The 22,989-nt window shown below is 64.4% G+C and carries 23 protein-coding genes and 2 tRNA genes; 2 read left to right on the top strand and 23 right to left on the bottom strand.

Features of this window, described 5'->3' with window-relative positions; all coding sequences use genetic code 11:
• Positions 1 to 86 precede the first annotated feature (86 nt).
• On the top strand, positions 87 to 422 hold the full coding sequence (locus AC1DYL_RS20915; protein WP_477149425.1) for an MmcQ/YjbR family DNA-binding protein: 336 nt from the start codon (positions 87 to 89) through the stop codon (positions 420 to 422).
• Between the two features lie 36 nt (positions 423 to 458).
• Here the strand turns inward: AC1DYL_RS20915 and AC1DYL_RS20910 are convergent, their stop codons facing one another.
• The 21 genes from AC1DYL_RS20910 to AC1DYL_RS20810 form a co-directional block, all read right to left on the bottom strand.
• Positions 459 to 707 carry a DUF1467 family protein gene (locus AC1DYL_RS20910; RefSeq protein WP_477149426.1) on the bottom strand — a complete coding sequence of 83 codons (249 nt, stop codon included), beginning with the start codon at positions 705 to 707 and terminating at the stop codon, positions 459 to 461.
• Between the two features lie 7 nt (positions 708 to 714).
• Complete coding sequence (locus AC1DYL_RS20905; RefSeq protein WP_477149427.1) at positions 715 to 2,394, bottom strand: ribonuclease J; 1,680 nt, start codon at positions 2,392 to 2,394, stop codon at positions 715 to 717.
• Between the two features lie 2 nt (positions 2,395 to 2,396).
• Positions 2,397 to 3,221, bottom strand: coding sequence for a biotin--[acetyl-CoA-carboxylase] ligase (locus AC1DYL_RS20900; RefSeq protein WP_477174627.1), 825 nt, complete (start codon positions 3,219 to 3,221; stop codon positions 2,397 to 2,399).
• The gene (gene nuoN / locus AC1DYL_RS20895) at positions 3,221 to 4,666 is read right to left on the bottom strand and encodes an NADH-quinone oxidoreductase subunit NuoN (RefSeq protein WP_477174626.1); all 1,446 of its coding nucleotides are present in this window, start codon (positions 4,664 to 4,666) and stop codon (positions 3,221 to 3,223) included. Before nuoN ends, AC1DYL_RS20900 begins: the two co-directional genes overlap by 1 nt.
• 9 nt (positions 4,667 to 4,675) lie before the next feature.
• On the bottom strand, positions 4,676 to 6,193 hold the full coding sequence (locus AC1DYL_RS20890; protein ID WP_477174625.1) for an NADH-quinone oxidoreductase subunit M: 1,518 nt from the start codon (positions 6,191 to 6,193) through the stop codon (positions 4,676 to 4,678).
• On the bottom strand, positions 6,190 to 8,229 hold the full coding sequence (gene nuoL / locus AC1DYL_RS20885) for an NADH-quinone oxidoreductase subunit L (RefSeq protein ID WP_477149431.1): 2,040 nt from the start codon (positions 8,227 to 8,229) through the stop codon (positions 6,190 to 6,192). Before nuoL ends, AC1DYL_RS20890 begins: the two co-directional genes overlap by 4 nt.
• A gap of 4 nt (positions 8,230 to 8,233) precedes the next feature.
• Positions 8,234 to 8,554, bottom strand: coding sequence for an NADH-quinone oxidoreductase subunit NuoK (gene nuoK / locus AC1DYL_RS20880; RefSeq protein WP_477149432.1), 321 nt, complete (start codon positions 8,552 to 8,554; stop codon positions 8,234 to 8,236).
• Positions 8,555 to 9,163, bottom strand: a complete 609-nt coding sequence (locus tag AC1DYL_RS20875) for an NADH-quinone oxidoreductase subunit J (protein ID WP_477149433.1) — start codon at positions 9,161 to 9,163, stop codon at positions 8,555 to 8,557.
• 9 nt (positions 9,164 to 9,172) lie between these two features.
• The gene (gene nuoI, locus AC1DYL_RS20870; RefSeq protein WP_055881640.1) at positions 9,173 to 9,661 is read right to left on the bottom strand and encodes an NADH-quinone oxidoreductase subunit NuoI; all 489 of its coding nucleotides are present in this window, start codon (positions 9,659 to 9,661) and stop codon (positions 9,173 to 9,175) included.
• The gene (gene nuoH / locus AC1DYL_RS20865) at positions 9,661 to 10,758 is read right to left on the bottom strand and encodes an NADH-quinone oxidoreductase subunit NuoH (RefSeq protein WP_477149434.1); all 1,098 of its coding nucleotides are present in this window, start codon (positions 10,756 to 10,758) and stop codon (positions 9,661 to 9,663) included. Before nuoH ends, nuoI begins: the two co-directional genes overlap by 1 nt.
• A gap of 9 nt (positions 10,759 to 10,767) precedes the next feature.
• On the bottom strand, positions 10,768 to 12,879 hold the full coding sequence (gene nuoG, locus AC1DYL_RS20860) for an NADH-quinone oxidoreductase subunit NuoG (RefSeq protein WP_477174624.1): 2,112 nt from the start codon (positions 12,877 to 12,879) through the stop codon (positions 10,768 to 10,770).
• 5 nt (positions 12,880 to 12,884) lie between these two features.
• Positions 12,885 to 14,198 carry an NADH-quinone oxidoreductase subunit NuoF gene (nuoF, locus tag AC1DYL_RS20855; RefSeq protein ID WP_477149436.1) on the bottom strand — a complete coding sequence of 438 codons (1,314 nt, stop codon included), beginning with the start codon at positions 14,196 to 14,198 and terminating at the stop codon, positions 12,885 to 12,887.
• The gene (nuoE, locus tag AC1DYL_RS20850; RefSeq protein WP_477174623.1) at positions 14,198 to 15,190 is read right to left on the bottom strand and encodes an NADH-quinone oxidoreductase subunit NuoE; all 993 of its coding nucleotides are present in this window, start codon (positions 15,188 to 15,190) and stop codon (positions 14,198 to 14,200) included. Before nuoE ends, nuoF begins: the two co-directional genes overlap by 1 nt.
• Positions 15,191 to 15,193: 3 nt before the next feature.
• Positions 15,194 to 15,526: a nuclear transport factor 2 family protein gene (locus tag AC1DYL_RS20845; RefSeq protein ID WP_477174622.1), complete on the bottom strand. Its 333-nt coding sequence runs from the start codon at positions 15,524 to 15,526 to the stop codon at positions 15,194 to 15,196.
• Positions 15,526 to 16,716 carry an NADH-quinone oxidoreductase subunit D gene (locus tag AC1DYL_RS20840; protein ID WP_477149439.1) on the bottom strand — a complete coding sequence of 397 codons (1,191 nt, stop codon included), beginning with the start codon at positions 16,714 to 16,716 and terminating at the stop codon, positions 15,526 to 15,528. The genes AC1DYL_RS20845 and AC1DYL_RS20840 overlap by 1 nt, the downstream gene beginning before the upstream one ends.
• A complete protein-coding gene (locus tag AC1DYL_RS20835; protein ID WP_477149440.1) occupies positions 16,716 to 17,327 on the bottom strand; it encodes an NADH-quinone oxidoreductase subunit C in 612 nt (203 codons plus the stop codon). The genes AC1DYL_RS20840 and AC1DYL_RS20835 overlap by 1 nt, the downstream gene beginning before the upstream one ends.
• 8 nt (positions 17,328 to 17,335) lie before the next feature.
• Positions 17,336 to 17,911 (bottom strand): NuoB/complex I 20 kDa subunit family protein, encoded by a 576-nt coding sequence (locus AC1DYL_RS20830; protein ID WP_055881654.1) that lies wholly within the window; start codon positions 17,909 to 17,911, stop codon positions 17,336 to 17,338.
• Positions 17,902 to 18,267 carry an NADH-quinone oxidoreductase subunit A gene (locus tag AC1DYL_RS20825; RefSeq protein WP_477149441.1) on the bottom strand — a complete coding sequence of 122 codons (366 nt, stop codon included), beginning with the start codon at positions 18,265 to 18,267 and terminating at the stop codon, positions 17,902 to 17,904. Before AC1DYL_RS20825 ends, AC1DYL_RS20830 begins: the two co-directional genes overlap by 10 nt.
• A 288-nt stretch (positions 18,268 to 18,555) precedes the next feature.
• Positions 18,556 to 19,098, bottom strand: coding sequence for an outer membrane protein (locus AC1DYL_RS20820; protein WP_477174621.1), 543 nt, complete (start codon positions 19,096 to 19,098; stop codon positions 18,556 to 18,558).
• Positions 19,099 to 19,283: 185 nt separating this feature from the next.
• Positions 19,284 to 19,360 (bottom strand) — tRNA-Asp (locus tag AC1DYL_RS20815).
• Between the two features lie 170 nt (positions 19,361 to 19,530).
• The gene (locus AC1DYL_RS20810) at positions 19,531 to 20,919 is read right to left on the bottom strand and encodes an FAD-binding oxidoreductase (RefSeq protein WP_477174620.1); all 1,389 of its coding nucleotides are present in this window, start codon (positions 20,917 to 20,919) and stop codon (positions 19,531 to 19,533) included.
• Between the two features lie 161 nt (positions 20,920 to 21,080).
• On the opposite strand from AC1DYL_RS20810, the gene AC1DYL_RS20805 reads away from it, so the two are divergent.
• Positions 21,081 to 21,156 (top strand) — tRNA-Val (locus AC1DYL_RS20805).
• A gap of 128 nt (positions 21,157 to 21,284) precedes the next feature.
• Here AC1DYL_RS20805 and AC1DYL_RS20800 read toward each other — a convergent pair.
• Both AC1DYL_RS20800 and tet read right to left on the bottom strand, forming a co-directional pair.
• Positions 21,285 to 21,560: an HU family DNA-binding protein gene (locus tag AC1DYL_RS20800; protein ID WP_477149444.1), complete on the bottom strand. Its 276-nt coding sequence runs from the start codon at positions 21,558 to 21,560 to the stop codon at positions 21,285 to 21,287.
• A 154-nt stretch (positions 21,561 to 21,714) separates the two neighbouring features.
• Positions 21,715 to 22,914, bottom strand: coding sequence for a Tet(A)/Tet(B)/Tet(C) family tetracycline efflux MFS transporter (tet, locus tag AC1DYL_RS20795; RefSeq protein WP_477174619.1), 1,200 nt, complete (start codon positions 22,912 to 22,914; stop codon positions 21,715 to 21,717).
• Between the last annotated feature and the right edge of the window lie 75 nt (positions 22,915 to 22,989).

Below are 22,989 nucleotides of genomic sequence, written 5' to 3'. Positions count from 1 at the left end.
CCGTGTGCCTAAGACCAACGTATTGTCGAAAAACTTCTCAAAGCAGGGCTTAGGCCCTGCTTTTTTCATTCCGGGATGAAGAATCGATGACAAGTTCTTCTGACTTCAGGGCAATTGCATTATCGCTGGCCGGCACCACCGAGGCACCGCACTTCGATCGCGCGGCGTTCAAGGTCGCCCGCATCTACGCCACCCTCGCCGCCGATGGCCTGACCGCCAACCTCAAGCTCACGCCCGACGAGCAGGAGTTCAAGGCCATGCTGGCGCCTGAAGCCCTGATCCCGATCGACAATGGCTGGGGCCGGCAGGGCTGGACGACGGCAGTGCTGGCGAAGCTCAGCGAGGGGGAGTTGCAGGCGGCGCTGGAGATGGCTCACGCGCACGCGTTGCCCAAGGCGAAGAAGCGGGCTGGCGGGAGCTAGGTTGCGCCTACCGAGGCTATGGCGACGTTCGGCTCGCTACCGCCAGTACTCGATCAGCCAAGGGGTGGTCAGCGCCCAGAGCAGCAGGCCCGTGACCACGATGGCGAGGATCGTCGTGATCAGCAGCTTTGGCCAGAGGCGCAGGATGCCCGCCGGGGCGCCGCGTTCGGTGCCCTGCACCCATTCGCCCGCATCGACCTGGTTGCGCACCTTGAACGGCAGCACCAGGAACAGGCAGATCCACCAGGTGACAAAGAAGATCGCGAGGAATGTGCCGACTTGCATGGCGAGCTCAGACGCGGTGTACGAAGATCGTTACGTTGGGTTTGCGGCCCCAGTAGGACGAAACTTCACTGCGCACCGCCCGCTGCAGCGCCGTGTTGACCAGCTCGGGGTCATTGCGGCGCTTGGGCGGTATCGACTTGAGCGTACCGGTGACGGCACGACGCACCAGTTGCGGCAATGACTCGTCGTCATCTTCCACATCCGGCAAACCTTCGATGACCAGTTCGGGGCCGGCAAGCACCTGGCCGCTGGCATTGACGCAGAGGCTGACCACGATATGGCCGCCGAAGCTGAGGCGGCGGCGGCCCTTCACGCCGCTCTCCTCGGGCGTGCAGAGCACGTTGCCATCGAGATAGAGCTGGCCGACGCGGACCTCGCCGGGGAACTGGGTGGTGTTGGGGAACAGCCGGACCATATCGCCATTGCGGGCGTGGACGACGGTATCGATGCCATGCTGGCGGCCGAGCAGTGCATGCGCCTCGAGGTGAGCGGCTTCGCCGTGCACTGGCACCAGCACGTCGGGCTTGATCAGGTCGTAGAGCCGCTTCAGCTCTTCGCGGCGCGGGTGGCCGGTGGTGTGCACCAGGCCGTGCGTCTGGGTGATCACGTCGATGCCGCGGTCGATCAGCATGTTCTGGATGTCGATGACTTCGCGCTCGTTGCCCGGGATAGCCCAGGACGAGAAGATCACTCGGTCGCCAGCGTTGAGCGAGATCTCGGGATGCTCCTCGCGGGCGATGCGGGCGATGGCGGCGCGGGCTTCGCCCTGGCTGCCGGTGCAGAGCAGCACGACCTTGGCGCGCGGCAGGGTCTTGTATTCGTTCTGGTCGAGGAACGGGTCGATCCCCTCCAGCATGCCGAGTTCGCGGGCAATGCCGCTGATGCGGTGCAGCGCCCTGCCCGACATCACCACCTTGCGGCCGGCCTTCTGCGCGGCGCGGGCGACCGAGATCACGCGGCCGACGTTGGAGGCGAAGGTGGTGACGGCGACGCGGTGCGTTGACTCGGCGATGAGCGCAGCGAGCGTTGCAGCGACTTCGTCCTCGGACGGGCTGGTGCCGTCCTTCATGGCGTTCGTCGAATCGCAGATCAGCGCGATCGGCGTCGAGCGGTCGGCGCCGATCTGCGCGAAACGGCCCACATCGGTCGGCGGCGCGCCGACCGGATGCGGATCGAGCTTCCAGTCGCCGGTATGGACGACGCGGCCGATCGGCGTGGTGATCAACAGCGCGCAGCTTTCCGGGATCGAGTGGGCGACGTTGATCGCCTCGATGGTGAAGGGGCCAACCGTGAACGGCTTACCGACCTGCATCGGCTTGACCTCGACGTCCTCGACGATGCCCTCCGATTCCTTCTTGGCGCTCAGCATCGCGGCCGTGAAGGCGGTGGCGTAGACCGGCCGGTCGAAGGCCGGCCACAGGTCGAGCACTGCACCGTAGTGGTCTTCGTGACTGTGGGTGAGGATCAGCGCCAGGATGTCGTCGGCGTTCTCCTCGAGGAAGGCGGGATCGGGCAGGATCAGCTCGACACCGGGCTCTTCCGGGCCGGCGAAGGTCACGCCGCAATCAACGACGATCCACTTGCGGCTGCGCTCCGGCCCGAAGCCGTAGGCGCCCATGTTCATGCCGATTTCGCCCACGCCGCCAAGCGGAACGAAGACGAGCTCATCGGGACTCGGCTTTGCCATTGTCAGTTCCTAACGCTTGCGGTCGTGCCGAAATGCACGTCACCGGCGGTGATGGCAATGCGACTGTTGTCATTGGCGCGGACGATCAGTCGCCCCGCCTCATCAATGGTTTCGAAAATACCCCGGACGATATCGCCATCGCGGTTCACCGCCACCTCGGCGCCCATCCCGGCGGCCGACTGGCGCCAGAGTTCGAGCACCTGGGTTATGCCCCTGCCCTGGTTCCAGATCTCGAACGCCTCGACCCAGGCGTCCGACAGCGCACCGAACACTGTCTCGGCGCTCGTATCGAGCCCGAGGGCGCGGAGCGACGTCGCGGGATACGGCAGCCCCTCGGGCGCCTCCACCACGTTGACGCCGATGCCGATGACGATGGCCATCGAGCCATCCGGGCGTTTGTGGGCTTCGAGCAGGATGCCGGCGAGCTTGGCGCCATCGGCCAGCACGTCGTTCGGCCACTTGAGCGCGATGCGGCCGTGAGCCAGGTCGGCTCCGTCGATGCCGGTCTTGAAGCGGGCTGCGGGGACGATGTCGGCGAGGGCCCGGTTCAGCGCCACCCCTGCGACGAAGCCGAGGGTGGCGGAGATGGCCGGATCGGCGTCAGGAACCACGAGCAGGCTGGCGGCGAGATTGCCGTGCGGCGACTGCCACGGGCGACCGCGCCGGCCACGACCGGCGGTCTGCTGCAATGCGCAGAACCAGACGTCGCCGACATCGCCGGCTTTCGCTGCATTGGCGGCCTCGTTCGAGGTCGAGCCGACGCTGTCGAAGCCGTTCAGCCTGTAGCCGCGGGAGACCGCCCTGGACCCAAGCCAGAATCCTGCCACTAGAACAGGCTTCCGGCCGCGCTGTGGGCAGCGGCTGTGAGCGGCGAACCCACGGTCACGAAATAGGTGACGATGAGAAAGCCGATCGCTGCCATGACGACGTTGAGTTCACCCGGCACGGCGGCGAACTTCGCCACCGGCTCGTCGAAGTACATCACCTTGACGATGCGCAGATAATAGAACGCGCTCACCGCCGAGGCGAGCACGCCGATCACGGCGAGGACGAACAGGTTCTGTTCGACCGCGGCGAGGAACACCTGCCATTTGGCGAAGAACCCGGCGAGCGGCGGCAGGCCGATCAGCGAGAACATCAGGATGGCGATCACCGCCGCAACGAACGGCCGGCGCTGCGCCAGGCCGGCGAGCTCGGAGATCGTCTCGACCGGACCGTTCTCGGTGCGGAGCGCCAGGACGCAGGCGAAGATGCCCACGGTCATCGCGATGTAGATCGCCATGTAGACGGCAACGCCCTCGACGCCGACGGCAGTGCCAGCCGACAGGCCGACGAGCGCGAAGCCGACATGGCCGATCGACGAATAGGCGAGCAGGCGCTTGAGGTTGTTCTGCCCGATGGCGGCAAACGCGGCGAGGACCATCGAGGCGATCGAGAGGAAGATGACGACCTGCTGCCAATCATGGGTGATCGGGGCGAAGCTGACGGTGGTGACGCGGATGAAGAGCGCCATCGCGGCGACCTTCGGAGCGGCCGCGAAGAACGCCGTCACCGGCGTGGGAGCACCCTCGTAGACGTCCGGCGTCCACATGTGGAACGGCACTGCCGAGATCTTGAAGGCGATACCGGCGAGCAGGAACACCACGCCGAAGATCAGCCCGATCGAGCGGCTGTCGAGCGAGATCGCAGAGACAATCAGGTCGAGCTGGGTAGTGCCGGTGAAGCCGTAGACCAGCGACGCGCCGTAGAGCAGCATGCCCGAGCTGAGGGCACCGAGCACGAAGTACTTGATGCCGGCTTCGGTGGCCTTCTGGTCTTCGCGCTTCATCGCGGCGACCACGTAGAGCGCGAGGCTCTGCAGCTCGAGGCCGATATAGAGGCTCATCAGATCATTGGCCGAAACCATGATCATCATGCCCAGCGTCGCCAGCAGCACGAGCACCGAGTACTCGAACTTGTCGATGCCGTGCTCCTTGGAGTTCGACAGCGAGATCAGCAGGGTCGCCGCAGCGCCACCCAGCACAAGCGCCTTCATGTAGCGAGCGAACCCATCGACGATGAACACGCCGTTGAACAGCACGCCGGTCGCCGGCTGCAGCAGCAGCACCGCGAGCACCGCTACCAGCAAGGCGATGGAGACGATGGCCACCACGGTCGGGCTGATGCCCTTCCAGAACAGCGCGATCAGCAGCACCACCACGGCGCCGATGGCGAGCAGCAGTTCAGGATAGGCAGGTGCGAGCGAAGCGAAGCTCGTGACGTCGGACAGCATGCCCGTCTCCTAGTGGCCGGTCACCGCGGCGACCGCTGCAGGAGCGGCGCCGATGGCGTTGGCGAAGTTTTCAGCGACGAGATTCACCGATGCGGCAGTCGCATCGAGGATCGGCGCGGGATAGAAGCCGAAGAGGATGGTGAGGATCACCAGCGGTACCAGCACGGCGACTTCACGCGCGTCGAGATCAAGGATGCCCTTCAGCGACTCCTTGGTGAAGGCGCCGAAGATCACCCGGCGATAGAGCCAGAGCGCATAGGCCGCCGACAGGATAACGCCGAACGCCGCGAAGAACGCCACCCAGGTGTTGGCCTGGAACGCCGCCAGCATGGTGAGGAACTCACCAACGAAGCCTGACGTACCGGGCAAGCCGACATTGGCCATGGTGAACACCATGAAGGCCACCGCATAACGCGGCATCGGCGACACCAGCCCGCCGTAAGCGGAGATCTCGCGGGTGTGCATCCTGTCATAGACCACACCGACGCAAAGGAAGAGCGCAGCCGAGACGACGCCGTGCGAGATCATCTGGAAGATCGCGCCATGGATGCCGTAGACATTGCCGGTGAAGATACCCATCGTCACGAAGCCCATGTGGGCCACCGACGAATAGGCGATCAGCTTCTTCATGTCGGTCTGCACCAGCGCGACGAGCGAGGTGATGATGATCGCCGCGATCGACAGCACGTAGACGAACGTCGAGAACTGGTGCGACGCATCGGGGAACATCGCGATCGAGAAGCGGATGAAGCCATAGCCGCCAAGCTTCAAGAGGATCGCGGCCAGGATCACCGAGCCGCCAGTCGGCGCCTCGACGTGGGCTTCCGGCAGCCAGCGGTGGAACGGCCACATCGGCATCTTCACCGCGAACGAGGCGAAGAACCCGATCCAGAGCCAGGTCTGGACTTCCGGTGGGAACTTGAAGGTCAGCAGCTTCTGGATGTCGAGCGTACCGGCCTGCCAGAACATCGCCATGATGGCGATGAGCATGAGCACCGTGCCGGTGAAGCTGTAAAAGAAGAACTTGTAGGTCGCCTGGATGCGCCGCGCCCCGCCCCAGATGCCGATGATCAGGAACATCGGGATCAGCGTGCCCTCGAAGAACACGTAGAACATCGCCAGATCGAGCGTCGCGAAGGCGCCGATCATGAATGTCTCGAGGACAAGGAAGACGATCAGGTACTCTTTCACCCGCGTGGTGATGGAGGTCCAGCTCGAGAGGATCACCGCTGGCATCAGCACGGCAGTCAGCGGGATGAACAGCACCGAGATGCCGTCGACACCCATGCGGTAGCCGATCGAGTCGCTGAACGGGATATTCTCGACGAACTGGAAGCCGGTGTTCGACGGGTCGAACAGGTACCAGAGGTAAAGGCTCAGCGCCGCCGTCACCAGCGTCACGACGAGCGCGATCCAGCGCGACAGGTTCGTCCCCGCCTCGTCGCGACCGCCGACGAACAGCAGCAGCAACGCGCCCAGCGTCGGCAGGAAGGTGATGACCGTCAGAAGGTGGTCACTGAAGATCATCCCAGGAGTCCCCCGGCGGCGATGGCCCAGGTGAGCAGCGCCGCGATACCGATAAGCATGGCGAAAGCGTAGTGATAGAGGTAGCCGGACTGCAGCTTGACGACGCGACCGGTGATGGCCTTCACCCGATTGCCGAGGCCTTCGGTGATGGTCTGGTCGATCAGCATGTCGTCAAAGCCCTTCCACAGGGCATTGCCAAGCCAGAGCGCCGGCTTGACGAAGATGCGGTCGTAGAGCTCGTCGAAGTACCACTTGTTGAGCAGGAACAGGTAAAGCCCGGGGTTGGCGTGAGCCAACCGCTTCGGCGCCGCCGGATCGCGGATGTACATCTGGTACGCAGCGGCGAAGCCGAGCAGCATGGCGACAGTCGCCGACCACTTCACCCACAGCGGCACGCCGTGCGCGGTTTCGAGCAGTTCCGTCGGAACGACCAGCGAGCCTTGGAAGAAGTGCGCGATGTGCTCGGCATGGCCGAAGAACAGGTCGTTGAATACCACGCCCGCCAGCACCGCACCGGCAGCCAGGATATAGAGCGGCACCAGCATGACGTTGGGGCTCTCGTGCGCATTATCGTAGGCGCTGCCGTGGTGCCCGTGGTCATCATGGGCAGCATGCGCATCATGGCCGTGGTGGGCTTCGCGCGGCTTGCCGTGGAAGGTCAGGTGGATCAGGCGCCACGAGTAGAAGCTCGTGAACATCGCCGCGATCACCAGGGCCCAGAAGGCGATGTAACCGGTCGATCCGCCAGCCGCATAAGCGACTTCGATGATGCCGTCCTTCGAGAAGAACCCGGCGAAACCGAGCGGCGTGCCCGGAATGCCGACGCCGGTGAGCGCCAGCGTGCCGATGATCATCAGCCAGTAGGTGACCGGGATCTTCTTGCGGAGCCCGCCCATGTTCCGCATGTCCTGCTCGTGGTGCATCGCATGGATGACCGAGCCGGCGCCGAGGAACAACAGAGCCTTGAAAAAGGCGTGGGTGAACAGGTGGAAGATGCCCGCCGAGAACATGCCGGCGCCGAGCGCCACGAACATGTAGCCGAGCTGCGAACAGGTCGAATATGCGATGACGCGCTTGATGTCGTTCTGGACTAGGCCGACGGTCGCCGCGAAGAACGCGGTCATCGCGCCGACCAGCATCACCACGGTCATGGCGAAGGGCGACAGCTCGAACAGCGGCGACAGCCGCGCCACCATGAACACGCCGGCGGTCACCATGGTGGCGGCGTGGATGAGCGCAGAAACCGGGGTCGGGCCTTCCATGGCGTCCGGCAACCAGGTGTGGAGCAGGAACTGCGCGGACTTGCCCATGGCGCCCATGAACAGCAGCAGGCAGACCACAGTCATGGCATCCAAGTCCCACGACAGGAAGTGGATGACCGGCAGGTTGCCCTTTAGGCCGTCCGCAGCGTGGAACGCGCCATCGAAATCGAGGTGACCGAGCACCACGAAGGCGGCGAAGATGCCCAGCGCGAAGCCGAAGTCGCCGACGCGGTTGACCACAAACGCCTTGATGGCGGCGGCATTGGCCGACGGCCGCGTGTACCAGAAGCCGATCAGCAGGTAGGACGCCAGACCCACGCCTTCCCAGCCAAAGAACATCTGGAGGAAGTTATCGGCGGTCACCAGCATCAGCATGGCGAAGGTGAAGAGCGACAGATAGGCGAAGAACCGCGCGCGGTGCGGATCATCGGCCATATAGCCGATCGAATAGAGGTGGACGAGGCTGGAGACGGTGGTGACGACGACCAGCATCACCGCGGTCAGCGTATCGACGCGCAGCACCCAGCGGAGGTCGAGCGCACCGGAGGCGATCCAGCGGAACACCTCGACCTTGGTGGCCTCGGCATGACCGGCTGCCTCAGCGGCTTCCGGAGCGAACCAGTAGCCGGCAAAGACGATCCAGCTCAGCACCGCGGCGGCGATCAGCAGCCCGGTGGTGATGTACTCGCTGGTGCGGTGACCGATGATACGGCCCAGCAAACCTGCGATCAGGGCCCCGACGAGCGGGAAGAATACGATGGCCTGGATAAGCACCGGGTCAGCCCTTCAGCGAGTTGACGTCTTCCACGGCGATGGAGCCGCGGTTGCGATAGAAGATGACGAGGATGGCGAGACCGATCGCCGCTTCAGCAGCAGCCACCGTGAGGATCAAGAGCGCGAACACCTGTCCGGCGAGATCGCTCAGCTGTGCCGAGAACGCCACGAAGTTGATGTTCACCGCGAGGAGGATCAGCTCGACCGACATCAGGATGACGATGATGTTCTTCCTATTGAGGAAGATACCGAACACGCCAAGCGTGAAGAGGATCGCCCCGACGGTCAGGTAGTGCCCGAGCCCGATGCCTGTTTCTGCCAGCATTTAGAGCCCCTGCCCCGATTTGACCTTGACCAGTTCCGTGCCTTCCGAGCGCTTGCGCCCAGTCTGGCGGAACACGTCCTGACGTTTGACATTCGACTTGTGCCTGAGCGTGAGGACGATCGCGCCGATCATCGCTACCAGCAGCACGCCGGCGGCGCCCTGGAACAGGAAGACGTAGCGCGTATAGAGCAGTTGCCCGATGGCCCGGGTGTTGCTGATCCCGGCCTCGATCGGCACCATTGCCGAGGCCCCGGAGTCGACAGGCAGCACGAAGCTACCCCCGACCAATAGCAGCTCGAGCAACAGGATAATGCCCACCACCATGCCGACAGGCGCGTATTGCAGCATGCCCTGGCGCAGCGACGCGAAATCGACGTCGAGCATCATGGTGACGAACAGGAACAGCACCGCGACGGCCCCGACATAGACGACGATCAGGATCAGCGCCAGGAACTCGGCGCCGGCAAGCATGAACAGCCCGGCCGAATTGACGAACGCCAGGATCAGGAACAGCACCGAGTGCACGGGATTGCGCGCCGCGATCACCATCAGCGCCGAGGCGACGGTGATGACCGAAAACACGTAGAAGAAGAACAGCGGCAGCGTCATCTCGATCCCTTACCGGTACGGCGCGTCGGCGGCGAGGTTGGCAGCGATTTCGCGCTCCCAGCGATCACCATTGGCAAGCAGCTTCTCCTTGGAGAAATACAGCTCCTCGCGTGTCTCGGTCGCAAACTCGAAGTTCGGCCCCTCGACGATGGCGTCGACCGGGCAGGCTTCCTGGCAGAAGCCGCAATAGATGCACTTCACCATGTCGATGTCGTAGCGCACCGTGCGGCGGGTGCCGTCGTTCTGGCGCGGGCCGGCCTCGATGGTGATGGCCTGCGCCGGGCAGATCGCTTCGCACAGCTTGCAGGCGATGCAGCGCTCTTCGCCATTTGGATAGCGGCGGAGCGCATGCTCACCGCGGAAACGCGGCGAATACGGAATCTTCTCGAACGGGTAGTTCACGGTCTTCTTGGGCGCGAAGAAGTACTTCATCGCGAGGAAGAAGGCGCCGACGAACTCGCGCAGCAGCAGGCCGTTGAGGAACTGGGCGAAACGCATCAGACGGCACCTCCGTGCCAGCCCCAGCCGGTGAGCTGGAGAACCGCGGCAACGACGACGACCATGAGCAGCGAGATCGGCAGGAACACCTTCCAGCCGATACGCATCAGCTGGTCGTAGCGGTAGCGCGGTACGATCGCCTTGGCCATCGCGAACATAAAAAACACCAGGCAGAGCTTGAGACCGAACCAGACAACGCCCGGGATCCAGGTGAACGGCGGCGCGTCGATGGGCGCTGCCCAGCCTCCGAGGAACAGGATCGTCGTCATCGCGCACATCAGGATGATGGCGATGTATTCGCCGAGCATGAACAGCAGATACGGGGTCGAGGAATACTCGACCATGTAGCCGGCCACGAGCTCGGACTCACCTTCCGGCAGGTCGAACGGCGGGCGGTTGGTTTCCGCCAGTGCCGAGACGTAGAAGATCACGAACATCGGGAATAGCGGCAGCCAGTACCAGTTTAGGACGCTGAGCCACGGCACGCCAAGCATGGTGGCGATGCCGCCCGACTGCTGCGCCACGACGATGTCGGTGAGGTTCAGCGAACCGACGCAGAGCAGCACCGTGATGATGACGAGGCCGATCGAGACTTCGTACGACACCATCTGCGCGGCCGAGCGCAGCGCGCCGAGGAAGGCGTATTTGCTGTTCGACGACCAACCGCCGATGATGATGCCGTAAACGCCGAGCGACGAGATGGCGAAGATGTAGAGGACGCCGATGTTGATGTTGGCAAGCGCCCAGCCCTTGTCGAACGGGATCACGGCATAGGCCGAGAGCGCCAGGATCGACGTCACCAGCGGCGCCAGGATGAACAGCACCTTGTCCGAACTTGCCGGGATTACAGGCTCTTTGAGCACGAACTTCAACAAGTCCGCGAAGCTCTGCAACAACCCGAGCGGGCCGACGACGTTGGGGCCACGACGCTGCTGCACGGCCGCCCAGATCTTGCGGTCGGCGAGCAGGATGTAGGCGGTGAAGATCAGCAGCGCTACGAGGAGCAGCAGCCCCTTGTAGATGAAACCGACCTGTTCGCCCCACCCGAAGATCGGGATGCCGAGCAGGTAGTCCAGCGCTGAAACGACGAAATCCATCTGGGCCTCTTACTCTGCTGCCTGCCGGAGACCGGCCTGCAGCGCGGCGCATTCGCCCATCGTCGCGGACGACCGCGCGATCGGGTTGGTGAGGTAGAAGTCTGCGACCGGAGACGTGAAGGTCGCGGACTTGGTCTTGATCGCAGCGCCCGCGAGCTTCTTCACATCAGCCACCGAACCGGCGGCGATCTGGTCGAGGCGCGCGAGGTGCGGGAACTCGGCATAGATCGCGGCGCGCAGCCCAGTGAGCGAGTTGAACGGCAGAGGCTGGCCAAGCACCGACGACAGGGCACGGAAGATCGCCCAGTCTTCCTTCGCCTCGCCCGGCGGGAACACGGCGCGCTCGGCGAGCTGCACGCGACCCTCGGTATTGACGTAGGTACCCGACTTCTCGGTGTAGGTGGCAGCCGGCAGAATGACGTCGGCGCGGTGTGCACCTGCATCGCCGTGCGTGCCGACATAGACGACGAACGCCTTGCCCATCGCCGCGGTGTCGTACTCATCGGCACCCAGCAGGAACAGCACGTCGAGCTTGCCCTCGCCGGCGAGACCAACCTGGTCCGCCGAGCAGACGCCGCCATTGTGCGGCACGAAGCCGATATCGAGGCCGCCGACCCGACCCGCTGCGTTGTGCAGCAGCGCAAAGCCGTTCCAGCCCTCGGCGACATTGGCGCCGGTGGCGAGCTTGGCGGCGAGCGCGATGGTATCGCGGCCGATCTGCTTGGAGTGCGCGGCACCGTGCGAAACAGCTCCCTCGCCCACGATGATCAGCGGCTTCTTCGCGGCGGCCAGCTTCTCGGCAAAGCCGCCCTTGCCGGCGACGAGGTCGAGAAGGCCCGAGAAGCCATTGCCGAGGTATTCATAGTCATAGGTCAGGTCGGCCTGGTCGCCGATCACGGCGATCGGCATGCCCTTGGCGCGCCAGGCCTTGCGGATCCGGGCGTTGAGGACCGAGGCCTCCTTGCGCGGGTTCGAGCCGATGATCAGGATGGCGTCGGCTTCTTCGATACCCGCGATCGTCGGGTTGAAGATGTAAGCCGAACGCGGCATCGACGGATCGATCCCCGACATCGCCGGACGGCTGTCGGTCATGCCGGAGCCCAGCGAGGTCATCAGCGCTTTCAGCGCGTACATGTCCTCGACCGAGGCAAGGTCGCCGGCGATCGCGCCGACCTTGTTGCCGCCACCCGAGGCCTTGATCGCCTTGGCAACCGCCGCGAATGCTTCATCCCAGGTGGCAGGCTTCAGCTTGCCGCCCGAGCGGACATACGCGCGATCGAGGCGCTGGCTCTTCAGGCCATCCCAGATGAACCGGGTCTTGTCCGAAATCCACTCTTCGTTGATCGCCTCATTGACGCGCGGCAGGATGCGCATCACTTCGCGACCACGGCTGTCGACCCGGATGTTGGAGCCGACCGCGTCCATCACGTCGATGGATTCGGTCTTCACCAGTTCCCACGGACGAGCCGCGAAGGCGTAGGGCTTCGAAGTCAAAGCGCCGACCGGGCAGAGGTCGATGACGTTGCCCGAGAGTTCGCTGGTGAGCGCCTTCTCGAGATACGAGGTGATCTCGGCATCTTCGCCACGGCCCAGGAGGCCCATCTCGGCGATGCCGGCGACTTCGGTGGTGAAGCGGACGCAGCGGGTGCAGTGGATGCAGCGGTTCATCGACGTCTTCACCAGCGGCCCGAGATACTTGTCTTCGACGGCGCGCTTGTTCTCGGCGTAGCGGTTCTTGTCCACGCCATAGGCCATGGCCTGGTCCTGCAGGTCGCATTCGCCACCCTGGTCGCAGATCGGGCAATCCAGCGGGTGGTTGATGAGCAGGAACTCCATCACCCCTTCGCGGGCCTTCTTGACCATCGGGGTGTTGGTAAACATCTCGGGCGGCTCGCCGTTCGGGCCCGGACGCAGGTCCTTGACCGACATGGCGCAGCTGGCCTGCGGCTTCGGCGGCCCGCCCTTAACCTCGACGAGGCACATGCGGCAGTTGCCGGCGACCGACAGGCGCTCGTGGTAGCAGAAGCGCGGGATCTCGGCGCCGGCGGCCTCGGCCGCCTGCATCAGCGTGTAGTAGTCCGGGACCTCGACGAGCGTGCCGTCGACCTTGATGCTGGCCATCAGTCTTACTCCGCCGCGATCGAGGGCACGGCGCCCTCGCTGGTCGAGGACCAGGTGTATTGGTCGATCCGCGCCTCGATGACGTCGCGGAAGTTGCGGATCAGCCCCTGGACAGGCCAGGCCGCCGCATCGCCGAGGGCGCAGATGGTGTGCCCTTCGATCTGCTTGGTCACTTCGAACAGCATGTCGATCTCGCGCTTCTGGGCGCGGCCTTCGACCATGCGCTCCATGACGCGCATCATCCAGCCGGTGCCTTCACGGCACGGCGTGCACTGGCCACAGCTCTCGTGCTTGAAGAAAGCCGCGATACGCCAGATCGCCTTGATGATGTCCGTGGACTTGTCCATGACGATCATGCCGCCGGTACCGAACGACGACTTCTTCTCGCGCATCCCGTCGAAATCGAGGATGGCGTCCATCATGTCTTCGCCGCGCACCACCGGACAGGACGCGCCGCCCGGAATGACCGCCAGCAGGTTGTCCCAGCCGCCGCGGATGCCGCCGCAATGCTTCTCGATGACTTCACGGAACGACACCCCGAGTGCATCCTCGAAGGTCGCAGGCTTGTTCACATGGCCCGAGACCATGAACAGCTTGGTGCCGGTGTTGTTCGGACGGCCAATGCCGGCGAACCAGGCACCGCCGCGGCGCAGGATTTCCGGGACCACGGCGATCGACTCGACGTTGTTGACGGTCGTCGGGTTGCCGTAGACGCCCATCGCCGCCGGGAACGGCGGCTTCAGGCGCGGCTGGCCCTTCTTGCCTTCCAGCGACTCCATTAGCGCGGTTTCTTCGCCGCAGATGTAGGCGCCGGCGCCGTGGTGGACGACGATCTCGAAGTCCCAGCCATGGATGTTGTTCTTGCCGATCAGCTTGGCGTCGTAGGCCTGCTGCACGGCTTCCTCGAAGCGCTGGCGCTCGCGGATGAACTCGCCGCGGATGTAGACGTAGGCGATATGCGCGCCCATGGCGCGGCCGGCAAGCAGGCAGCCCTCGATCAGGTGATGCGGGTCGTGCCGCAGGATTTCACGGTCCTTGCAGGTGCCGGGCTCGGACTCGTCGGCATTGACGAGAAGCTGGCTCGGGCGGCCGTCATTGACGCCCTCCTTGGGCATGAAGGTCCACTTGAGCGCGGTCGGGAAGCCGGCGCCGCCGCGGCCGCGGAGGCCCGAGCCCTTGACCTCGTTGACGATCCAGTCGCGACCGTTGTCGATGAACTTCTTGGTATCCTGCCAGCCACCGCGCGCCCGGGCGCCCTCGAGGCCCCAGTCGCCGTTGCCGTACAGATTGGTGAAGATGCGGTCTTTATCTTCCAGCATCACACACTGCCCTTCTTGGTGCGCGGCTTACCCGGCGCCTTGCCCGCATCGATCTTGCCGGCCGGCGATTCGGCGCCGGTGGCATCTTCTCGCATCGCCTTGTTCGGCTTGCCATCGGCCTTGGCGGCGGCATCTGCCTTCTTGCGCTCCGACTCAGCCTTGGCGACGGAGGCCTTGGGCGCACCCGCGGGCTCCTTGAGCGCCGGAGCGGCCTCTTCAGGAACGTCGCCACGCTTGCGACCAGGCTTGGTCGGCGCGGGTTCTGCCACCTTTGCGGCAGGAGCCGGGGCAGCCGCGGCGGGAGCCGCAGCAGCCGGAGCACCCGGAGCGGGCGCCGGAGCCGGCGGTGGCGGGAACGGCTTGTAGGTGCGCTTGGCGGTCGGCTTTTCCAGCAGCGTCGTCTGCCCGCCCTCGGCGGCGCCGAACTGGCGCTGGATCTGCGGACCAGTGGGCACTTCGTTGCCCTTGCCGGCGGCGAACTTGTCGATCAGCGACTCGAGGCTATCGACCGTCAGGTCCTCGTACGTGTCGTTGCCGATCATCACCAGCGGAGCATTCACGCAGGCGCCGAGGCACTCGACCTCTTCCCAGCTCAGCGTGCCATCCGCATTGGTCTCGAACGGCTCGTGGTTGATCTTGTGCTGGCAGACCTCGCGCAGGTCTTCGGCGCCACGCAGCATGCAGGGCGTCGTGCCGCAGACGAGAATATGCGCCTTGGTGCCGACCGGCCGCAGCAGGAACTGCGTGTAGAAGGTCGCGACCTCGAGCACCCGGATGTAGGCCATGTCGAGCATCTTGGCGATCGACTCGATCGCCGCGCGGGTGATCCAGCCTTCCTGCTCCTGGGCACGCCACAGGATTGGGATCACGGCCGACTGCTGCCGGCCGGGCGGGTATTCAGCCATCTTCTTTTCAGCCCAAGCCTGATTGGCCTTCGAGAAAGCAAAGCTCTCGGGCTGGACGGTCTCATCTGCGAGGCGGCGGACGGACATGCTCTATCCTGCGAAATCGACGCGGGCGATCTTGCCGCCCGCTATGGTGTAAATCGCGATCGCTTCGAAGCGCTCGCCATCCGGCGCGCGCCGGACGTCTTCGTGGTCGACGACAGTGTTTCCCGCCGCGATGCGGTTGATCAGGATCGCCTGGTTCTGCGGGAACTTGGCGAACATCGTCGCATAGCGCTCGCGAATGGCAGCCGCGCCGTCCTGGGTGATCTTGCCATCCGGGCCGGCAATGACGCAGTCATCGGCGTAGAACGTCATGAACGCGTCGAGATCCTGCGCGTTGTAGGCGTCGAGCTGGCCTTGGGCGAGTGCGGTGGGCGACATCAGCGGTCGACCTCGCCGAACACGATGTCGAGCGAGCCGAGGATGGCGGCGACGTCGGCCAGCATGTGCCCGCGGCAGAGGAAATCCATCGCCTGCAGGTGCGCAAAGCCCGGCGCGCGGATCTTGCAGCGGTACGGCTTGTTGGTGCCGTCGCTGACGAGATAGACGCCGAACTCGCCCTTCGGTGCTTCGACGGCGGCGTAAACCTCGCCGGCCGGCACCTTGTAGCCTTCGGTGTAGAGCTTGAAGTGATGGATCAGCGCTTCCATCGACTGCTTCATCTCGGCGCGCTTGGGCGGCACCACCTTGCCGTCGGTCGAGGCCACCGGCCCCTGCCCTTCGGGCGAATTCAAGAGATCGAGCACCTGCTTCATGATGCGGATCGACTGGCGCATCTCGTCCATGCGGACGAGATAACGATCGTAGCAATCGCCGTTCTTGCCGACGGGAACGTCGAACTCGAGCCGATCGTAGCACTCGTAGGGCTGTGCCTTGCGCAGATCCCAGGCATCGCCCGAACCGCGCACCATCACACCCGAGAAGCCCCACTTCCACGCATCGTCGCGCGACACCACGCCGATATCGGCGTTGCGCTGCATGTAGATGCGGTTGCCGGTGAGGAGCTTTTCGAGATCGTCGAGCACCTTGAGGAACGGGTCGCAGAACGCGCCGATATCGTCGATCAGCGCCTGCGGCAGGTCCTGATGCACGCCGCCCGGGCGGAAATAGGCCGCATGCATGCGGCTGCCCGAGGCGCGCTCGTAGAAGATCATGAGCTTTTCGCGCTCGTCGAAACCCCAGAGCGGCGGGGTCAGCGCGCCGACGTCCATGGCCTGCGTAGTGCAGTTGAGCATGTGCGATAGCAGCCGCCCGATCTCGGCATAGAGAACGCGGATCAGCTGGCCTCGGAACGGCACGGTGATGCCGAGCAGCTTTTCCACTGCGAGGCAGAACGCGTGCTCCTGGTTCATCGGTGCCACGTAGTCGAGCCGGTCGAAATACGGCACGGCCTGGAGGTAGGTCTTGGTCTCGATCAGCTTCTCCGTGCCGCGATGCAGCAGCCCGATATGCGGATCCACGCGCTCGACCACTTCGCCGTCGAGCTCGAGGATCAGGCGCAGAACGCCGTGTGCCGACGGGTGGATCGGCCCGAAGTTGATCGTGAAATTGCGGACGTCGACTTCGGACATCAGTTCTTCGCCTTCTCGTCGCCGGGCAGCACGTAATCCGTACCCTCCCAAGGTGACAGATAATCGAACTGCCGGAATTCCTGCGGCAGCTTCACCGGCTCATAGACCACGCGCTTGCGCTCTTCGTCGTAGCGCACTTCGACATAGCCGGTGGTCGGGAAGTCCTTGCGCAGCGGGTAGCCATCGAACCCGTAGTCGGTCAGCAGCCGGCGCAGGTCCGGATGCCCGGTGAACAGGATGCCGAACAGATCGTACGTCTCGCGCTCGAACCAGTCGGCGCCCGGGTACATGCCGGTGATCGACTGCACGGGCTGCGTGTCATCCGTCGTCAGCTTCAGCCGCACCCTGAGGTTCTGCTTGGGGCTGAGCAGGTGATAGACCACGTCGAAGCGCTCGTCGCGCTCCGGGAAGTCCACGCCGCACACGTCGATGATCGAAATGAACGCCTCGTGGTCGTGCAGGAACGTCGCCACGTCGATGATGGCATCGCGCTGGACCGACAGCGTCAGCTCGCCATAGGCCAGCTTGTGGTCGATGATCTTGTCGCCGAGCGCGTTACGGGCGCGTTCAGCGAGCGCCGCGAGCGGTGAAGGAATGGGGCCGTCAATCATGGCCGGTCCTAACGTTCGATCGTGCCGGTGCGGCGGATTTTCTTCTGCAGCAGCAGGATGCCGTAGAGCAGCGCCTCAGCTGTCGGCGGGCAACCCGGGACATAGATGTCCACGGGCATCACGCGGTCGCAGCCGCGCACCACCGAGTAGGAATAGTGATAGTAGCCGCCGCCATTGGCGCAGCTGCCCATCGAGATGACGTAGCGCGGCTCCGGCATCTGGTCGTAGACCTTGCGGAGGGCGGGAGCCATCTTGTTGGTGAGCGTGCCGGCGACGATCAAGACGTCCGCCTGGCGCGGCGAGGCGCGCGGCGCAGTGCCGAATCGCTCGATGTCGTAGCGCGGCATCGACATCTGGATCATTTCCACAGCGCAGCAGGCGAGGCCCGTCTGCATCCACATCAGCGATCCGGTGCGCGCCCAGGTGATCAGCTGCGAGGCCGTCGAAACGAGGAAGCCCTTGTCCGCCAGCTCGGCGTTCACATCCGCCATGAACGGATCGTCGGCGCCGATCGGCTTGTTGGTGCGCGGGTCGATCAGGCCCTTGGGCTGCGGCGCGACCAGCGTCTGCTCACTCAATCCCATTCCAGCGCGCCCTTCTTCCATTCGTAGATAAAGCCGATAGTCAGTACCCCGAGGAAGATCATGACCGCCCAGAAGCCGAACCAGCCGACATCGCGGAACGCCACGGCCCACGGGAACAGCAGCGCCACTTCGAGGTCGAACACGATGAACAGGATCGACACCAGGTAGAAGCGCACATCGAACTTCATGCGCGCGTCGTCGAACGCTTCAAAGCCAGCCTCGAACGCCGACACCTTTTCCGGGTCCGGTCGCTTGTAGGCAACGATGAAGGGGGCAACCATGAGGGCCAGGCCGATAACGGCAGCCAGACCGACGAATATGATGATCGGCAGGTAGTTGCTGAGCAACTCGTTCATTGTGCAGCCTAATGGTCGGGCCGGCTGGGAGTGGCCGGCTCGCGCGGCCAGACGGGCGATTTTGGGCCCGCGAGACGACGCGACTTCGTGTGGCACGGGCTTAGCCCACGCCTTGCAGCGATTCAAGGAAAACTAATGTTGATCATTACGCTCAACTTAGCACGGAAAACCGGCTGAGACGCCCTGCCCGCAACGGTCTTCCGACGATTGTCGCTATCGGAGTGCTTTGCTCATGGTTGAGGCTGTGCGAACACGTGACTGGCGATGCCGCTGGTCGCTGCGGAATCGCTAGAAATGGAACCGCGCGCCGAGGCTGAACTGGTCCTTCGGGTTGCCGCCCTCGAGATCGAAGCCGCGCAGGTATTCGGCATTGACCGAGATATCGTCGCTGACCGCGTATTCGAGACCGCCACCCGCCAGCAGGTCGCGCTCGCCGGTGCCGGTGAGCTCCATGCCGTAACCGGCTGAGGCGTAGGCCAGCAGATCATCAGTGACCAGCACGCCGCCGCGGCCGGTGACCTGCCCATAGGCTGTGTCGATGGTGTCACTGGTCAGCCCGTGCAGGGCCACCTCGCCGCCGACGAGGAAGAAGTCGAGCTGTGCATTCACGCCGGCCTCTATGCCCGCCCCGACCTCGCCGCCACGCGCCGGGCTGGATTGCACCACGCCGTAGACGCCGGCGTAAAAGCCGCTCCAGTTGAATCCGCTGGCGACAGGGACGCCGACCTCGCTGGAACCGACAGGCACGGTGATGAGGTCAGACGCAGCCGCGGCTCCCACCGTGCCGGCTAGTGCTGCTGCTGCAAGCATCAGTCGCAACGACATCCGCATGTCTGGTCTCCGAGATCGCCTCCAACAGACTTCAATGCACCACCCCGCCCCGCGGTTCCGACGCACCTAGGGGCTGGTACAATTGAAATGTGGTGAGGGGACGGCCCTTGCAAGGGCAGAGCATGGCGACCGCCATCAAGCGATCATCGCCACCCGGTATTCTTCAACAATGTGATGAGAAAGGGTGGCGCGAGAGACGGGGCTCGAACCCGCGACCTCCGGCGTGACAGGCCGGCGCTCTAACCAACTGAGCTACTCCCGCAGCGCTTGCGAACAAGTCGTCCGCGCAACGTGGCGTCCGTTTAGAGGGAGGGTCGGAGAGTGTCAAGCGCCGAAACCGCGCGCGGCGCATACTTTCTTCCAGCTTTTCCACGCCTGCCTGCAAATGCCTTTCCAGACTGGCGTTTTCCCCATCGAATGCGGCGTGGTTCGCTACGCCCTCGGACCCGCCGGACGGATGTTGTGGTTGTGGCGGAACACGTTCTCGGGGTCCCACTCGGCCTTGAGCGCACGCAGCCGGGCGAGCTTGGTGGCGCCGAACGCCGCGTCGACTCGATCCTGCCCCTCATTGCCGATGTAGTTGAGGTAGACCCGGCCGGTCGACCAGGGCTTCAGCACGGAGGCGATCTCCTTGACGCGGGCGATGTTGGCTTCGTTGTCGGCCGGATCCATCCAGCCGCAGATGTAGTGGACGTTCCACGGCGCGGTGCGCATGCCGAAGGCCGTCGCTTCTTCATCGACTCGCGACGGCGCGCCACCGCCGGGAACGAGGATGATGGCCGACTGCGGCGACACCGGCGTCAGCGCCAGCGCGGCATAGGCGTCGATCGCCTCCTCGGGCAGCTCGTTGAGGAAGTCGGCGGTCCAGTAGTTCTGCGAGCCGGGGAAGTTGCCGCCCATCTTCTGGAACTCGGTGTAAGGCATCGGGTGCACTAGGTCGACCGCCGGCGGACCAAAGGCCCGGAACGGCGCCAGCACCCGCTGCCCTTCTTCCACGTCGCCGGCATAGATCAGTTGCACCACCACGATCGGCTTGCCGCGTGCCGGCTCGGGGACGAATGGCGCGTCGGGCGCGGTGGTGAAGGCCATTCCGGTGCCCACCTCATCCGGCGCGGTGCGCATGAAATCGCGAATGTGCCGCAACACGGCACCAGCCATCGGCGCCGGGTACATAAGCACGCCGGCCAGCACGATCGGGCCGAGCTTGTGCAGACGGAAGTGGAACGCCGTGACGATGCCGAAATTGCCGCCCCCACCGCGCAGCCCCCAGAACAGCTCTGGATTCTCGCTGGCCGACGCGACTACCTTGCGTCCGTTTGCGGTGACCACTTCGGCACTGATGAGATTGTCGCAGACGAAGCCGAACTTCCGCTCCAACCAGCCGCTGCCGCTGCCCAGCGACAGCCCGGCGACGCCGGTGGTGGGGTTTCGGCCACCGGTGAGCACGAGGCCGTATGCGGCAGTGGCCGCGTCGAACTCGCCCCAGTTCAGCCCGGCCTCGACGCGGCAGGTCTGCGCCGCAGGATCGATGGTCATCCCCTTCATGCCGCGCATATCGATGCACACCCCGCCGTCACAAACCGACGCACCGGTGACCGCATGGCCGCCGCCGAACACCGAGAGCGGCAAACCCTCTCGACGGGCAAGGCCGATGGCCAGCACCACGTCGTCGGCGCTGCTGCAGCGCGCGATCACCGCCGGCCGACGGTCGATCATGCCGTTGTAGACGCGGCGCGCGTCATCGTAGTCGGCATGCTCTGGGTGGATCAGGGTGCCCGCAAAACCAGGCAGATCAAAGCGGCTTACTTCGGCAATCGACATCAGAGCCCTCCCCTGGCCTAAGTCCGACGAACCGTGAAGTTTAGCGATGTGAGCCTACAGGGGGATTGTTGCGACGCACAGCCCAGATCGGAGTGCCACGGGTTGACGCCTCGCGACCAAAACCCTAGTTAGTGCGCCTTCGTCGCGACCACGTCGCTGACGGGCGGTTAGCTCAGTTGGTAGAGCATCTCGTTTACACCGAGAGGGTCGGCGGTTCGAGACCGTCACCGCCCACCATTCCCCTCGAATGACCGACATGCGCTTGGCGCCAGCACCAAGCCAACTTCAGCGCCCTGCCCCAAAAAGCAAATGGCCCCGGCGGCAAGCGCACGGGGCCATGTGGTCTTGTCGACCGGAACGCGTTCTTAGTTGATCGCGTCCTTGAGGCCCTTGCCGGGCTTGAACTTGGCCTGGTTGGAGGCCGGGATCTTGATCTCGGCGCCCGTTGCCGGGTTGCGGCCGATCGAAGCCTTGCGCTTGGAAACGGCAAACGTGCCGAAACCGACGAGGCGAACTTCTTCGCCCTTCTTCAGCGAAGCGGTGACGGCGTCAAACACGGCATCGACAGCCTCCCCAGCCTGGGCCTTGGTCAGGCCCGCCTTGTCGGCGACGACGCCGATCAGATCGTTCTTGTTAGACATAGCGTTTCCTCACTGTGGGATGCCCGCCCTCTGAGGCGAACCAAAACGCCGTGACCCTTCTTCGATTCTGCTCGGAACGCAAGGAAATCCGGGCTTTTCCGCAAGCTGGGCACAGCAATTCTGTTAATGAACTGTCAATTTAGGCTCAACTTTGTCAGCCTCCGGGCGTTACTGTGGCGAGCGGCGTTCTCCGGATGCCCAAAAGCAGCGGCAAAGCCAGCAAATACACGCCTCCCCCGACGATCCAGATCAGCCCCGGCCAGGTCGGTTTGAGGGCGAAATACACCATCGAGAAGAATAGCGGGCCGAATACTGCCGAGAGGCTGACGAGACTGGCGAGCACGCCCTGAAGCTTGCCCTGGTTGTCGGCATCGACCTGCTGTGTGGTGAGCGATTGCAGCGCCGGCATGCCGATGCCGCCGAGCGCGAACAGCGGGGCCAGCGCGAACACGATCCAGCCCTGCGTGGCGAAGCCCAGAATCAGCAGCGCGGTGAGCTCGCAGGCCATGCCCAGAATCATCGCCCAACGCTCGCCCAACCGCGCCGCGACCGGACCGGTGAGCAAGGCCTGCGCGCCGGCGTGGAAGAGCCCGAACGCCCCTAGCGAGAGCCCGATCATCAGGCCGTTCCACTGGAACATGTCCTGGCCGAACAGCGCCCAGATGGTGCCGTACATGGTGCCGACGAAATTCATGATCACGAAGATGGCCATCAGCGGCAGTAGCGCCGTGAAGCTGAACGCCCAGCCCAACGGCCGGAACGGGTTCAGCGTCTTGAAGTCGAACTTGGCGGAGCTGTCGCCCTTGCGCGATTCCGGCAGCACGAACAGCGCCAGCGCGAAGTTGACCGCGTTGAGGCCTGCCGCCACGAGGAACGGCGCCCGGACCCATATGTCGCCCAGAATGCCGCCGATCACCGGCCCGATGATGAAGCCGATGCCGAACATGGCGTGGAAGTAGCCGAAGCGCTTGGCGCGCTCCTCCTCGGCCGAAATGTCGGTGATATAGGCCGTGGCCACCGCCATGTTCGCACTGGTGACGCCGGCAATGGCGCGGCCCAGGACCAGCATCCAGAGCTCGGGCGCAAATGCCATGATCAGGTAGTCGATGGCGGCACCAGCCAGCGAGAGCAGCAGCACCGGGCGCCGGCCATAGCGGTCGCTGAGCACCCCCAGCACCGGCGAGAACAGGAACTGCATCGCCGAATACAGCGCCAGCATGATGCCGATCAGTGTCGTCACCTCACCGGTATGGGTGACGTCCTCCAGCAGGCGCGGCAGAATCGGAAAGATCAGCCCGATGCCAACGGCGTCCAGCGTCACGGCGGCCAGGATCACGATAAGTGCTTTGTTCAACTCGGGGCCCTCCAGCCGGTCGATACGCGGGGCGCGTTCTTTATTCGTTCTTGTCTGCCTTGGCAAACGAAATGC

It is taken from the genome of Devosia sp. P1_H9, assembly GCF_056405135.1.
The sequence above is the reverse complement of the archived record's forward strand: the minus strand, read 5'-3'. Positions and strand labels throughout refer to the sequence as shown.

What these genes read in the sequence shown, in the direction of transcription:
- AC1DYL_RS20915 (WP_477149425.1), top strand. Translation starts at nt 87, where the DNA reads ATGACAAGTTCTTCTGACTTCAGGGCAATTGCATTATCGCTGGCCGGC.
- AC1DYL_RS20910 (WP_477149426.1), bottom strand. Translation starts at nt 707, where the DNA reads ATGCAAGTCGGCACATTCCTCGCGATCTTCTTTGTCACCTGGTGGATC.
- AC1DYL_RS20905 (WP_477149427.1), bottom strand. Translation starts at nt 2,394, where the DNA reads ATGGCAAAGCCGAGTCCCGATGAGCTCGTCTTCGTTCCGCTTGGCGGC.
- nuoN (WP_477174626.1), bottom strand. Translation starts at nt 4,666, where the DNA reads ATGCTGTCCGACGTCACGAGCTTCGCTTCGCTCGCACCTGCCTATCCT.
- AC1DYL_RS20890 (WP_477174625.1), bottom strand. Translation starts at nt 6,193, where the DNA reads ATGATCTTCAGTGACCACCTTCTGACGGTCATCACCTTCCTGCCGACG.
- nuoK (WP_477149432.1), bottom strand. Translation starts at nt 8,554, where the DNA reads ATGCTGGCAGAAACAGGCATCGGGCTCGGGCACTACCTGACCGTCGGG.
- AC1DYL_RS20875 (WP_477149433.1), bottom strand. Translation starts at nt 9,163, where the DNA reads ATGACGCTGCCGCTGTTCTTCTTCTACGTGTTTTCGGTCATCACCGTC.
- nuoI (WP_055881640.1), bottom strand. Translation starts at nt 9,661, where the DNA reads ATGCGTTTCGCCCAGTTCCTCAACGGCCTGCTGCTGCGCGAGTTCGTC.
- nuoH (WP_477149434.1), bottom strand. Translation starts at nt 10,758, where the DNA reads ATGGATTTCGTCGTTTCAGCGCTGGACTACCTGCTCGGCATCCCGATC.
- nuoG (WP_477174624.1), bottom strand. Translation starts at nt 12,879, where the DNA reads ATGGCCAGCATCAAGGTCGACGGCACGCTCGTCGAGGTCCCGGACTAC.
- nuoF (WP_477149436.1), bottom strand. Translation starts at nt 14,198, where the DNA reads ATGCTGGAAGATAAAGACCGCATCTTCACCAATCTGTACGGCAACGGC.
- nuoE (WP_477174623.1), bottom strand. Translation starts at nt 15,190, where the DNA reads ATGTCCGTCCGCCGCCTCGCAGATGAGACCGTCCAGCCCGAGAGCTTT.
- AC1DYL_RS20845 (WP_477174622.1), bottom strand. Translation starts at nt 15,526, where the DNA reads ATGTCGCCCACCGCACTCGCCCAAGGCCAGCTCGACGCCTACAACGCG.
- AC1DYL_RS20840 (WP_477149439.1), bottom strand. Translation starts at nt 16,716, where the DNA reads ATGTCCGAAGTCGACGTCCGCAATTTCACGATCAACTTCGGGCCGATC.
- AC1DYL_RS20835 (WP_477149440.1), bottom strand. Translation starts at nt 17,327, where the DNA reads ATGATTGACGGCCCCATTCCTTCACCGCTCGCGGCGCTCGCTGAACGC.
- AC1DYL_RS20830 (WP_055881654.1), bottom strand. Translation starts at nt 17,911, where the DNA reads ATGGGATTGAGTGAGCAGACGCTGGTCGCGCCGCAGCCCAAGGGCCTG.
- AC1DYL_RS20825 (WP_477149441.1), bottom strand. Translation starts at nt 18,267, where the DNA reads ATGAACGAGTTGCTCAGCAACTACCTGCCGATCATCATATTCGTCGGT.
- AC1DYL_RS20820 (WP_477174621.1), bottom strand. Translation starts at nt 19,098, where the DNA reads ATGCGGATGTCGTTGCGACTGATGCTTGCAGCAGCAGCACTAGCCGGC.
- AC1DYL_RS20810 (WP_477174620.1), bottom strand. Translation starts at nt 20,919, where the DNA reads ATGTCGATTGCCGAAGTAAGCCGCTTTGATCTGCCTGGTTTTGCGGGC.
- AC1DYL_RS20800 (WP_477149444.1), bottom strand. Translation starts at nt 21,560, where the DNA reads ATGTCTAACAAGAACGATCTGATCGGCGTCGTCGCCGACAAGGCGGGC.